The sequence below is a fragment of the Gorillibacterium sp. CAU 1737 genome, assembly GCF_039888655.1.
Lineage (GTDB): Bacteria > Bacillota > Bacilli > Paenibacillales > NBRC-103111 > Gorillibacterium.
In genome coordinates, this window is the sequence record NZ_JBDQQO010000009.1 from 14,135 (window position 1) to 27,300 (window position 13,166).

The 13,166-nt window shown below is 58.8% G+C and carries 10 protein-coding genes; 5 read left to right on the forward strand and 5 right to left on the reverse strand.

Going from position 1 to position 13,166, the window contains the following annotated elements; all coding sequences use genetic code 11:
• Nucleotides 1-71: 71 nt before the first annotated feature.
• The 4 genes from AAFN83_RS17370 to AAFN83_RS17385 form a co-directional block, all read right to left on the reverse strand.
• Complete coding sequence (locus AAFN83_RS17370; RefSeq protein WP_347771641.1) at nt 72-2,078, reverse strand: chemotaxis protein CheW; 2,007 nt, start codon at nt 2,076-2,078, stop codon at nt 72-74.
• Nucleotides 2,079-2,084: 6 nt separating this feature from the next.
• Nucleotides 2,085-2,519, reverse strand: a complete 435-nt coding sequence (locus AAFN83_RS17375; RefSeq protein ID WP_347771643.1) for a chemotaxis protein CheW — start codon at nt 2,517-2,519, stop codon at nt 2,085-2,087.
• Between the two features lie 16 nt (nt 2,520-2,535).
• Nucleotides 2,536-4,374 carry a methyl-accepting chemotaxis protein gene (locus AAFN83_RS17380; RefSeq protein ID WP_347771645.1) on the reverse strand — a complete coding sequence of 613 codons (1,839 nt, stop codon included), beginning with the start codon at nt 4,372-4,374 and terminating at the stop codon, nt 2,536-2,538.
• A gap of 378 nt (nt 4,375-4,752) precedes the next feature.
• Nucleotides 4,753-5,415, reverse strand: coding sequence for a response regulator transcription factor (locus AAFN83_RS17385; protein WP_347771647.1), 663 nt, complete (start codon nt 5,413-5,415; stop codon nt 4,753-4,755).
• A gap of 396 nt (nt 5,416-5,811) precedes the next feature.
• Between AAFN83_RS17385 and ychF the strand changes: the two genes are divergently transcribed.
• The 3 genes from ychF to prmC all read left to right on the forward strand — a co-directional run bounded on the left by ychF (nt 5,812) and on the right by prmC (nt 8,990).
• Nucleotides 5,812-6,912, forward strand: coding sequence for a redox-regulated ATPase YchF (gene ychF, locus AAFN83_RS17390; RefSeq protein WP_347771649.1), 1,101 nt, complete (start codon nt 5,812-5,814; stop codon nt 6,910-6,912).
• Between the two features lie 89 nt (nt 6,913-7,001).
• The gene (gene prfA, locus AAFN83_RS17395; protein WP_347771651.1) at nt 7,002-8,069 is read left to right on the forward strand and encodes a peptide chain release factor 1; all 1,068 of its coding nucleotides are present in this window, start codon (nt 7,002-7,004) and stop codon (nt 8,067-8,069) included.
• Nucleotides 8,070-8,105: 36 nt separating this feature from the next.
• Nucleotides 8,106-8,990: a peptide chain release factor N(5)-glutamine methyltransferase gene (gene prmC / locus AAFN83_RS17400; protein WP_347771653.1), complete on the forward strand. Its 885-nt coding sequence runs from the start codon at nt 8,106-8,108 to the stop codon at nt 8,988-8,990.
• A gap of 119 nt (nt 8,991-9,109) precedes the next feature.
• Here the strand turns inward: prmC and AAFN83_RS17405 are convergent, their stop codons facing one another.
• Nucleotides 9,110-10,789 (reverse strand): sensor histidine kinase, encoded by a 1,680-nt coding sequence (locus AAFN83_RS17405; protein ID WP_347771655.1) that lies wholly within the window; start codon nt 10,787-10,789, stop codon nt 9,110-9,112.
• Between the two features lie 254 nt (nt 10,790-11,043).
• On the opposite strand from AAFN83_RS17405, the gene spoIIR reads away from it, so the two are divergent.
• Nucleotides 11,044-11,805 (forward strand): stage II sporulation protein R, encoded by a 762-nt coding sequence (gene spoIIR / locus AAFN83_RS17410; RefSeq protein WP_347771657.1) that lies wholly within the window; start codon nt 11,044-11,046, stop codon nt 11,803-11,805.
• A gap of 209 nt (nt 11,806-12,014) precedes the next feature.
• Nucleotides 12,015-13,157: an L-threonylcarbamoyladenylate synthase gene (locus tag AAFN83_RS17415; protein WP_347771659.1), complete on the forward strand. Its 1,143-nt coding sequence runs from the start codon at nt 12,015-12,017 to the stop codon at nt 13,155-13,157.
• The last annotated feature ends 9 nt before the right edge of the window (nt 13,158-13,166 follow it).

A 13,166-nucleotide genomic window follows, 5' to 3' on the forward strand; every position in this document is an offset into this window, starting at 1 on the left:
CGGCTTATCGACCCTCTGCACACTCGAATACGCACAACGGGGTGAGGCGATTATCGCCCCACCCCGTTTGGTTACTTCTCGAAGCCGCCTCCAGAATGGCGGCCCTCGGCTAAGGTAAAGATGCTGGAGATATCCAGGATGAAGGCAACCTTGCCGTCGCCCAGGATCGTAGCGCCTGCTATGCCCGGAACCTTGCCGACATAATGGCCGAGCGACTTGATCACGATCTCCTGGTTGCCGAGCAGCTCGTCCACGGCGAGCGCAAGCCTTCTTTCGGCGGAGCCGACGATCACGAGCGGGATGTGCTTCCGCGTCCAATCGCCTTTCTCCACCTGGAGCTGTTCGTGAATGCAGGCCACCGGGATCACCTGGTTCCGAAGCAGAAGCACCGGCTGTCCCTTGATGGTTTTGATTTCCTTCGGCTCGACGCGCACAATCTCCGCGATGTTGCTCATCGGAATGATAAACGTCTCGGAGCCGAGCTTGACCAGGAGGCCGACGATGATCGCAAGCGTGAGGGGGAGCTTGATTTTGAAGCGCGTCCCTTGTCCCCAGCGAGTCTCAATGTCGATCATACCGTTCAGCTTCTCGATGTGACTTCGGACAATGTCCATCCCGACCCCGCGCCCGGAGATGTCGCTGACCCGGGACGCTGTGGAGAAGCCGGGCCGGAAGATCAGGCGAATCGCCTCGTAATCCGAAAGCAGGGCGGCTTCCTCTCGGCTGAGAAGCTGTTTGGCTACGGCCGATTGCCTCATCCGTTCGGGATCGATACCGGTTCCGTCATCCTCCAGCGTGAGCACCACCTGGTTGTCCTCGTGGGCCGCTTGCAGCCGCAAGGTTCCCTTGCGGTCCTTGCCGGCTTTCTCGCGAGCGTCCGGCAGCTCGATCCCGTGATCGACGGCATTGCGGACCAGATGAACGAGAGGATCGGCGATCTCCTCGATCAAGGTACGGTCCAGGTCGGTGTCCTTCCCGTCCATGATGAGGCGGACCTCCTTACCGAGGGAGCGAGCAAGATCGCGCACCATGCGAGGAAAGCGACTGAACAGCTGATCGATCGGGAACATCCGTGCCTTCATGACGCACTCCTGCAAGTCCGTGATGATGCGGGTAAGGTGATCCGATACTTGTTCGAGGTCCTCCACGGTTTCGTGGATGACCTCCTTTTTTTGCTGCCGCTTGATCTGAGCGATGCGGGTCTGGTCGATAACCAGCTCACCGACCAGGTTCATCAGATGCTCCAGGCGCTCCACGTTTACCCGAACCGACTGGTTTTTCCCCGCCGCAGGGGAGGGAGACGGCCTCACCGCTGACGGATATTCTTCCTGGAAGGAAGGGTCTGTCCCGGATTCCGGTTCTTCATAGGGATCAATCTTCAATCGAACGACTTCCGTCAGCGACAGCAGCAGCGCTTCGAGGCTTTCCAAGGTTTGGCCTCCGGCGTAGAGGAAGCGGATCTCCAGTTCCCCTTGGGAAAGCTCATCAATCTCATCCAGATCGGGATTGGCGACAAGAATGTCTCCCCATTCCTTCAGCCGAGAGCTGATGAGGAACGCACGGGCCCCCTTGATGAGGCATTCTGCTGCGATCGATAGGGAAATCCAGTGAACCTGGAAGCCCTGATCGCGGGCTTCCTGCACCTTCTTTCCCAGCTCCGGCGGAGCGGCTTGCACCTGGGTGCGACGGGGGACAGGGGGTAGAGCAGAGGAAAAGGCGCTCAACTCTCCCATCAGCAGGGCGAGGTCAACGGGACAGGGAACCCCCAGAACCAGTTGATCCCGCGCATGCTTCAGCCCGTCCATCGCACGAAACAGAAGATCGATCAGGTCGATCGAAACGGCAAGTGTTTTATTCCGAACACGTTCGAGCAAGCTCTCGAGCGCATGGGTGAGGAGCATGATCTCCTCATAGCCCATGACGGCCGATGAACCCTTAATGGTATGGGCGATGCGAAACAGGCTCTGCACAATCGGCTCAGAATCGGCCTCCTGCTCCAGCTTCAGCACGTCGTGATCCATGACGAGCAACAGTTCTTCCAGCTCCTCTAAAAAGGCGGCTTGATAATCCGCATTCACATTCGGTCACCCCTGCTCATGAAGCAGGACCTGCTCCAGCTTCAAAATGCCGATCAGCCCGTGCGGCGCAATGCCGATGCCGGTAAAGAGCACGCCGTCCCGGTCGCCCACCTGTTCTGGAGGGGACTGAATATCGGAAAAGGTGGTCACCTTGTTGACCCGGTCGACGATGATGCCGACGGTTTCTTCGTGGTGGTGAACGACGACGATCCGGGTTGCTTTCGTATAGGCGGCTTCTTCCAGCGAGAAGAGGCTCCGCAGGCTGAGGACCGGCACGATGCTGCCGCGCAGGTTGATGACGCCCCGGACGTAGTGAGTTGCATTCGGCAGGGGCGTGATCGTCTGCATCTTGATGATTTCAAAAATGTCATGAATCGAGATGGCGTATTGCTCGTCTTGAACCATGAATTCAATGTATTGCTCGGTTCCCGGTTCGGGCATAGGGCCACCTCTTTCTTTAATTCACCTTGAAGACAGAGACGGCTTCATTCAATCCGTCTGCCAGCTGGGCGAGTGATTGCGAGGTAGCGGCCGTCTCCTCCGATGCAGCCGCCGATTGCTGGCTCGCGGAAGAGATGCTTTCGATCGCTTGCAGGACCTCGCCCGTCTGAGCCGCCTGTTCCTCGCAAGCTGCGGCGATCTCATCGACCTTGTGCGCGGTCTCGCGGATCTTCTGGATGATCTCCTCGAATGCCGTTCCGGTCTCCTCGGATTGCTTCATGCCGCTCGAAACGGCTTGGACGCTCTTGCGGGTATTTTCCTGCATGCCTTTGATAATCGTCGTGATCTGCTTCGTGGCGTCGCTGCTGCGTTCAGCAAGCTTGCGCACCTCATCGGCAACAACCGCGAAGCCGCGGCCTTGTTCGCCGGCACGCGCCGCCTCGATGGCTGCGTTCAAGGCGAGCAGGTTCGTCTGATCGGCGATGTCGTCGATGACCTCGATGATTTCCCCGATGCGCTGCGAGTCTTCCTCCAGATGGTTCATCTGGCGATTGACGTGGTTCATGCTCTCGATGGATTGGGTGATCTTGACGCCGCCCGTTCCCGCGATCTTCGTCGATTGCGCCGCCAGGTCGGCAGCTTCCTCCGCGTTTTGGGCTACGTTGTTGATCGCATCCGTCAACTCGCGGAACAGCTCCTGCATATTGAGGGCGGCGTTGGCCTGCTCGGTGCTTCCGGAGGCAATCTCCTCGGTCGTTGCGGAGATTTGCTGGGAGGCAGCCGCTACGTTTTGCGAGGAGTGAACCACTCCGCCGATCAACTCGCGCAGCTTGTGCATCATTTCATTGACCGAGCTGGACAGCTCACCCAACTCGTCGCGGGAAGCGACGACCACGTCTTCCGTAAGGTCTCCGTCCGCGATGCGCTTCGTAGCGGCATTTACCCGCTTGAGCGGTGTGGTAATGGAACGGGTGATCAGGATGATGACAATAACGCCCAGCACGATAGCGATCAACAGCACCTCAAGCGTCGTGTAGAGAATGTCTTGGGAAGCTGCCTTGATCTCAGACACCTCGATGGTCCCGACGATCTTCCAGCCCGTTTCCGGGTTTGTGGCGAAGACAGCTCGCTTGTCTTTTCCGTCCACGTTATAGGAAATGGTGCCCTTGTCCACTTTGTAAATATCGTCGATATACGTCTGTTCGTTCTTGGAGCCGATCTCTCTCGTCGGGTGAATCAAATAATTATGCTGGGCATCGACGATAAAGACGTACCCGTATTCCCCAATCTTGTAGGAGTTGACGACCTGCGACAGATAGGTCAGGTCAAGGCCTCCGCCGATGACACCGGAGCCGTCATCCGTCGCCTTGGATGTATGAACGAGAATCTTGCCGGTGCCGTCCTTCGATACGATTGGGTCGGACACGACCGCTTTCCCTTTGTTGTCGCTTGCGTTGGAGAACCACGGCCGCTTCGTTGGATCGTAATCCCCATCAAGGGCTTTATTGGGGGACTGAATCATCAGCCCAGAGGGGTTGGCATAAAACACAGAGTCATACTGAGCGTGAACGGCTTTGTAGGCGTCCAGCACCTTGCGAATTTCAGGACTATTGCCCCCTTGAGCCATGGAGCCATTTACGGATTTGCCTAAGTAGTCCATGTCGGTCAAGCTGGTTTTAAGCAGGTCGGTAATTTGCCGATTCACGTAGGAGACGTTTTGCTCGGTGTTGGACTGAATCTGACTGGTCACCGCAGAAGCGGCTTTGTTGTAGGAAGCCCAACCGATGGCGGCACTCGGGAGAATAAGCACAGCGAGAAAAGCAAGGGTCAATCGGGTTTGGATTTTCACCTTCATTCGAGCATTCCTCCAATTGGTTTTGTCGCGTTTTGCGGGTGCTTGGGTTACTGACCGTTGGGAAGCTTGCCCCTTCGAATGGTTCTTCGTTCGGAATAGACGAGCTAGGCCTTCCTTACCTCTGAACGTCATAAGTCCCTCCCCTCATTTATCCTCCATAACAGTGTTATGTCGAATTATGCATTATAGGGAATTATTTCATGATCGATAATCCCTTTCAATTAGGGAAAGTTCCTACGTAGAACAGAGAAAGGGAGTAAGGATAGGGGGATAACCCGTAAGAGTTCGATAGGTCGTAAGGAGGGGGATTCGGAGCAAGGGGATGGTAAGGATGGAAAAAAGCACCGAAGCATAAGCTCCGGTGCTTTTCCAATCGGGTCATTTCAAAAAGTACCCCGCCTTCTCCGCGTAGTCCACAAGTGCTGGACGAGTATACAGGTGCAGCTTGTTCATAATCTTGCTTTTGAAGGCTTCGACGGTCTTGACGGAAATGCTCAACACCTCGGCGATATCACGGTTGGAATGTCCCTTGGCAATCAAGAAAAGGACCTGCTGTTCCCGAGGGGTCAGCGTAGATTTGGCCGCCGTGAACGAAGGAGGGGCCGCCGCCGGACCCGGAACGGTCAAGGGAGGAGTTGTGCGAATCATATGCTTCATGGCATGGGGGTATAGATAGGGAGAACGGGCATAGACCGACCGAATGGCGGTAAACAGGTCATTGTCGCCGTAAGTTTTGAGCAGGTAGCCGGAGGCGCCGGATTCGAGAATCTTTCGAAGGTCATCCGGCCCGTCGAGAGCAGTGAAGATGAGGACCTCCACCTGAGGAAGGGTCTCCTTGATCATTCGGGTCGCCGTCAAACCGTCCATCACCGGCATATGAATATCCATGATCACGATGTCCGGAACGAGCTCGATCGTCTTTTCCAAGGCTTCCTTGCCGTTCTTCGCCGTACCGATCACGTCCATGTCCGACTCCGTCTTCATCAATTGACATAGACCCAGCAGCAGGATTTCATGGTCGTCCGCAATCAATATGCGCATAGCCGCACACACCTCTCCAAATGCACAAATTCTTGGCCGGACAGCCGAAAAGCATTCCATGCCCAAACGGACATGGTGGCGGATTGGAGGGTGTTGCGTTTTTAAGGAATGCCCGATTCTTGAGGGGGTTAAATCGACACAAAAGTCCTCCCGAAACAGGAGGACTTTCCTATAGGGTCGAGCACCAAGGAACGAACATTTCGATATGAGTCCTGGACGTGGTCATACGTTCCCCCTCTAATCCACCTAAATTATAGTTCATTCAGAAAATCAGGGCAAGAATTACACTCATTTGACAAAGGTTCTCAAACCGCCGTGGCTCCCCTATCCTTTTATCGGCTTTTTCTGTATAATAATAAGGATGTACTCTTCCAGATGACAAGGAGTGTTCTATAGATGGCATTGAAAGCAGGCATTGTCGGTTTGCCGAACGTTGGCAAGTCCACCCTCTTTAACGCGATTACCCAGGCAGGAGCTGAATCGGCCAATTACCCGTTCTGCACCATTGATCCGAATGTCGGCGTGGTTGAAGTTCCGGATGAACGGCTTGCGGGACTGGCAAAGGTCGTGACCCCGAACCGCATCGTTCCGACGGCGTTTGAATTTGTCGATATCGCCGGACTCGTCAAGGGCGCGAGCAAAGGGGAAGGCCTTGGCAACAAGTTTCTTGCCCACATTCGCGAGGTAGACGCGATCGTGCATGTCGTTCGCTGCTTCGTCGACGAGAACATCACCCACGTCTCCGGCAAGGTGGACCCGATCAGCGACATCGAGACGATCAACCTCGAGCTGATTCTGGCTGACCTGGAGTCGGTAGAGAAGCGCATCGACCGCACGCGCAAGAATATGAAGGGCGGAGACAAGAAGTACGCCGCTGAAGTCGAACTGCTGGAGCGCATCAAGGACGCGCTCTATGAAGATAAACCAGCACGCAGCGTCGAGATGTCGGACGAAGAGCGCCTGCTCATTCGCGACATGCCGCTGCTCACACTGAAGAAGATCGTCTATGCCGCGAACGTAAGCGAAGCGGAAGCAGCCAATGCTGACGAGAACCCGTACGTGCAAACGGTACGCGAATACGCCGCTGCCGAAGGCGCAGAGGTCGTTCCGATCAGCGCGAAGGTGGAGTCGGAGATCGCCGAGCTGGAGGGCGAGGACAAAGAGATGTTCCTGGAGGAGCTGGGCCTTACGGAATCGGGACTTAACCGGTTGATCCGTGCCGCCTACAAGCTCCTCGGGTTGTATACGTATTTCACGGCGGGGGTTCAAGAGGTTCGCGCCTGGACCATTCAGCAGGGAACGAAAGCTCCGCAAGCCGCCGGGGTCATTCATACCGATTTCGAGCGCGGCTTCATTCGCGCCGAGGTGGTCTCGTATGACGACCTGGTGACGGCCGGTTCGATGGCAGCAGCTCGGGAGAAGGGGCAGCTGCGGCTTGAAGGCAAGGAGTATGTTGTGGCAGACGGCGACGTCATGCACTTCCGTTTTAACGTGTAGAAGGAAACCAGGCGAGGAGAGCGGGACCGATGTGATCGTTATTGCATAGATCAGCCAAAGGATCCGAATAGGAAAGGAAGGGAACCATCATGCTGGACCGTCTGCAAGCGTTGGCAGACCGCTATGACAAATTGAGCGAGCTCCTGTGCGATCCGGATGTGGCGAACGACTCGGCCAAGCTGAGGGAGTACTCCAAGGAGCAATCCGATCTGCAGGAAGCGTACGACGCCTACAAAGAATACGAGAGCGTGGTCTCGGAGCTGGATGCGGCCAAGGCGATGCAAAATGAAAAGCTGGACGATGAGATGCGCGAGATGGTGAAGCTTGAAATTGATGAGCTCAGCACGCGCAAGGAAGAGCTGGAGGAGCGCCTCACCGTGCTCATGCTGCCGAAGGACCCGAACGACGACAAGAACGTGATCGTCGAAATCCGGGGGGCGGCTGGCGGCGATGAAGCGGCACTCTTCGCAGGCGACCTGTACCGCATGTATACCCGCTACGCGGACACGCAGGGCTGGAAGGTCGAGATACTCGATACGAGCGTAAACGACCTCGGCGGCTTCAAGGAAGTCGTGTTCATGATCAGCGGCAAAGGGGCTTACAGCAAGCTGAAATACGAGAGCGGGGCTCACCGTGTTCAACGGATTCCCGTTACCGAATCAGGCGGCCGGATTCATACCTCCACCTCGACGGTTGCGGTGATTCCGGAAGCCGAGGAAGTCGAGATCGACATCAAGGAGAGCGACATCCGCGTCGATACCTTCTGTTCGAGCGGCGCGGGCGGACAGTCCGTCAACACGACAAAGTCGGCGGTGCGCGTTACGCACGTTCCGACGGGCATCGTGGCGACCTGTCAGGATGGCAAGTCGCAGAACTCCAACAAGGAGAAGGCGCTGCAGGTGCTGCGCGCCCGCATCTACGACAAGTTCCTGCAAGAGGAACAGGCGAAATACGCCGACGAGCGGAAGAGCAAGGTGGGCACGGGAGACCGAAGCGAACGCATCCGCACGTACAACTTCCCGCAGAGCCGCGTAACCGATCACCGCATCGGCCTCACGCTGCATCGGCTGGATACCGTGCTGAACGGTGATCTGGGTGAGATCATCGGATCGCTGACGGTGGCCGCCCAAGCGGAGCTGCTCGAAAAAGCTCAATAAGCCGGTTGGCTTGATAGATAGATAGGAGGAGCCCTCATGACTCCAGAAGCAACAGCAAAAACCATTCGGGAAGCCTATGTGCAGGCTTCCTCTTTTTTACGGGCGGCGGGAGTCGAAGAAGCAGAGGTGAGCGTCCGCCGCCTCCTCGCCCTGCAGCTCGGTGTTCCCGATGCCGAGCTGCTGTGGCGCTTCCCCGAGCCGTTCCCGACGGCAGCGGAGGAGAAATGGCAGGCGCGGCTTGCACGCCGCGCGGCCGGAGAACCGCTGCAGTACATCACCGGCGAGCAGGAATTTTACGGGCTCTCCTTCCAGGTGAGTCCGGCGGTGCTCATCCCGCGGCCGGAGACGGAGCTGCTTGTCGAGGCCATCGCTCGCCACGGCGGCCGCTTGTGGCCCGAAGGGGCTCCGCTTGCCGCCGACATCGGCACCGGCAGCGGAGCCATCGTGGTCACGCTGGCGACGCTGTGCCCGGCGTGGCAGCTCGCGGCCGTCGACTTGTCGCCGGACGCCCTGGCAGTCGCCCGCGAGAATGCGGCTCATCACGGCGCAGCCGACCGCATTCGCTGGCTGCAGGGCGACCTGCTGGCGCCGCTCGCGGAAGCCGGGCTCGCGCCGGATATTCTCGTCTCCAATCCGCCGTACATTCCGTCCGCCGATATCTCCGGCCTCATGCGCGAGGTGCGCGATCATGAGCCGCATCTCGCGCTGGACGGCGGTCCGGACGGCCTTATTCCCTATCGGCGGATGGTTGAACAGCTTGACCAGCTCGCGGCGGTTCCGCGCCTCGTGGGCTTCGAGCTGGGCCAGGGCCAGGCGGATGCGGTGGAGGCGCTTCTCCGCTCCACCGGCCGCTTCGAGTGGACCGAGCAGATCGTCGATTATGCGGGCATCCCCCGCCATGTGGTGGCGGGAACCGGATAACCGAATCGAACAATGAGAGCAAACGAAAAGAGCTTCCCCTTGGCCGCGATCCCGCGGTCTTATCAAGGGAGAAGCTCTTCTTGTTTTGGTAGCGATAAAAGAAACTCACTTGCCCTCGCTCAATCCCCCTTCGGCTCGGGGGAATAGGGCAAATACAGCGTGAAGCGGCTCCCGCAGCCCACCTCGCTGTCCAACTGAATGAAGCCGCCGAGCAGCTTCGCGAATTCGCGCGAGATGGACAGGCCGAGGCCCGTACCGCCATACTTCCGGCTCGTCGTGCCGTCTGCCTGGCGGAAGGCTTCAAAGACGAAGGAGTGCTTTTCCTTCGGGATGCCGATGCCCGTATCTTCCACGGTGAAAGCCAGCCATTCGGATGCGGCTTGCCTGGAAGCCTCGCGGTCTGCCGGCGGGGGACCTGTACCAGTTGATTCCGCAGCACCCGGCTCTTCCAGCGGAAGGCTGCTCTTCGCAGCTGCACCCGCCGCTGACGAGAGCGGCAGCAAGCGGCCTCCTTCGGGCAGGCGACCCCAATTCTGGATCGGCTCGAATAATGCACCGAAGGCGCTGAGGTCCGGAAGTCCTTCCGGCATCCGTTCCGTTTGCAGGCGGAAGGCCTCCACCACCTCATTTTGCTCACAGCGGCGAAGGGAAAGGGTGACCATTCCCTTTTCCGTAAACTTAAACGCATTCGAAAGAAGGTTGGTCAAGATCTGGTGCAGCCGCTGACCGTCTGTTCCGATGATATCGGGAAGCCCCGAATCAAGCTGGATCTGAAAGGCCAGCTCCTTCTGCTGGGCGAGCGGATGAAAGGTGCGCTCGAGGATGCTGGGAAGCTCATTCAGGTTGACCGGCTCCCGGATGAGCTCAAGTCTGCCTGCCTCTACCTTGGAGAAGTCGAGGATGTCGTTAATCAGACGAAGCAGGTCCTTGCCGGACGAATGGATCATCTCGGCATAGCTGACCTCTTCGGGCGGCAGCGTTTTGTTCCGATTCTCTGCGAGCAGCTGCGAGAGGATCAGCATGCTGTTCAACGGGGTGCGCAGCTCATGGGACATATTGGCGAGAAACTCACTCTTGTATTGGTTGCTCAGCTGCAGCATGCGAGTGTGCTCCTCCAGGGCCGCCGTGGTCTCCTCGAGCTCCGCCGTCTGCTGCTGTGAAATCTCATATTGGACCGCCAGTTCCCGGTTCGCCTCGCGGAGGTTTACCTGACGGCGGGAATCCATTTGAAAATCCCGTACGAGCAAGGAGAAGAACAGACTCAGCAGGATGCTCATCGGAAAGGTCAGCGGAGCGATGTGCGTCAAATACTCCCACGCCGGGATGACGCCGAACGCGGTTATCACCACCACGTTAAGGACGTTTATCACAAACAGGAAGATGAGGTTCTTTTGCAGGGAAGAATAGGACCGCGATTTCAGCACCTCGTGCAAGGCGGCCGCAACGAGACCCAGAATGACCATATTCAAAAGGCCGACCCAAGAAGCCGCAGCCGTCGGCGAGAAGGTCAGGCGGGAGAGTCCAATGCCGGCTCCGATCAAAAGATAGCAGGAGGACGAATTCACGAACATGGGCGCGATGATGAGCGGAACGAACCGAAGGTCGAAGAGCACATCCTCCGCAAGCGGCAGTCCAAAGAACATCGACACCCACCCGCCGAGAATGGCGGCAAAAATGAAGAGCAGGCTCTGATTTCTGCGGCTGATTCCCTGCAGGAGGTACTTGTTGAACAGGCTGGCGAGATACGTCAACGTAAGCAGGATCGCGATATTTGCGAAAAAGGTTTTATACCAGTGCACGCGCTAAGCCTCCGTTCGGGCATCTACTCGGTCAAATCATAACACAATTTGCGGGTGAATTCGCATTGCTTAAGGCATGCATGCGCATCCGCTCCACGGCAATTACCTGACCTACTTGACCTGAATCTCGCCTTGAATCGAGCTTCACGATTTTCATAGTAATTTTCATAGAGTTGCACGTTTACGAGAGTTGCCCGCTGGCGATACTGAGGCTATGAACGAAGAAAGCGGGCGTGATGAGGATGGTCAAGCGAATGAACGGTCGGGTTGCGGCACTGCTCTGTTTCTCCTTGCTGATGCTGCTTCTGCAGTGGCAGACGCAAAAAGCAGGAGCCCTCGGTCAGTCGGGCATTCCGGGAGAGTCGATTCGCATCCGCATCATCGCCAACTCGGACACGATTGCAGATCAGGCGATCAAGCGCGTCATCCGCGACCGCATTGAGGCCCAACTGAACGGGTGGGCATCCTCGCCGACGGACTTGGCAGGCGCGCGAGCCGCCATTCGCTCCCATCTTCCCGAGCTAGAAGAGCTGGTGGGGCGCCTTCTGGAGACGCGGGGCTTTTCGTACGGATATTCCGTGGAGCTGGGGCAGGTGGAATTTCCGGAGAAAATGTTCGGGTCCAAGCTCTACGGGGCAGGAGAATATGAAGCACTGCGCATCACGCTCGGCCGGGGAGAAGGCCAGAACTGGTGGTGCGTGCTGTTCCCGCCGCTCTGCTTCGCCGACGCGGTAGCCAAGGAAGAGGACGGGGCCGAGCTGAAACAGGCCGTACTCACCAAAAAGGAAGCGGACGACAAGAAAGCTGCTGCTGGCGAAGGGAAGGCTGGAGCCGCGGCGAGTGACGCCTCAAAGAAAGGCGCCGAGAAGGACAAGGCCGAGAACGGCAAGCTGGACAAGAGCGCGAGTGCCGATCAGGGAGAGGACCAGAAGGCCGAGGAAGCGCCGAAGGCGAAGTTCTTCCTCTGGGAGATGCTGAAATCGTTCTTCCGCTGGGTCAAGGGGCTGTTCTCTTAGAAGAAGGAAGGGGCAAAGAGACTCCGCCAGGGTTCTATCCCGGTTCCGTCCGAAGGGTAACGGGACTCGCTCCCGTGACAGTAATGGGGAAGTCGCGCTATAATGGGCAACAGTGGTTTCGGGCGGTTCTTGGCCCGATGGAAACTCCGCGTAAACCTGAACAACAGGGGCGGGCCCTGCCCGTCTGAGATAAAAATGGGGAATGACACATGACGAAGAGGTGGCAAGTCGACCCGGTCCAAGTCGATCCGGGGCATCCCGCGATCCGTGAGGCCGCGGACAAGCTCCGGCAAGGCGAGCCGGTGGCGTTTCCGACCGAGACGGTCTACGGGCTTGGGGCGGATGCGGGAAATACGGAAGCGGTGGAGCGGGTATTCGCGGCCAAGGGACGGCCGGCGGATAACCCGCTGATCGTGCATATCGCCGACCGCGAGCAACTGGTGGGGCTGACCGCAGAGCCGAACGAGCTGTCGAAACGGCTCATGGATGCGTTTTGGCCCGGCCCGCTCACGCTGATCCTGCCGGTCATGCCGGGCGCTGTCTCGCCTCGCGTAACCGCCGGGCTCTCCACGGTCGGCGTGCGCATGCCCGACGACCCGGTTGCGCTTGCGCTCATCCGGGCGTCGGGTCGCCCGCTGGCCGCGCCGAGCGCCAATCGGTCCGGGCGGCCGAGCCCGACGCGCGCCGAGCACGTGCTGGACGACCTGTCCGGCGCCATCGCCGGAGTGGTCGACGGCGGTGCGACCGGCGTCGGCGTCGAGTCGACGGTCGTCGAGGCGGGAACGGCGGGCGTCCACATCCTGCGCCCCGGCGGTGTGAGTGCCGAGGACCTTCGCCGCGCGCTGCCCGGCATCGCCGTCACGGTCGCGGGCGAGATGAACGCCGGGGCGGACCCCCTGACCGCCGCTTCCGCCAACCAGCCCCCAGGGGCCGCCGCTCCCGAAACGGAAGCGCCGAAATCCCCGGGCGTGAAGTACAAGCACTACGCGCCGAAGGGCGCCCTCACGCTCGTCACCGCACGTGAGGAGGGAGCCCGCACCGCGTGGATCAATGCCGAGCTCGCCCGCCGTAAGGCGCAGGGCGAGCGCACCGGCGTGCTGGCGGCGGAGGAACGCGCCGCCCGTTATCCTGCGGCCGATGCCGTCGTCGTGTTCGGCCGGGAAGCCGAGCCGCAGACGTTCGCCCGCGGCCTCTATGATGCGCTCCGCCGCTTCGACGAGGCGGGGGTTACGTTCATTCTGGCCGAGGCCGTGGATGAGGCGGGCATCGGTGCAGCGGTCATGAACCGGCTGCGCAAGGCGGCGGGCGGTCGGGTCATTCGGCTGGACGACCCGACGAATCCGGGTGAATGAACTTCCCGG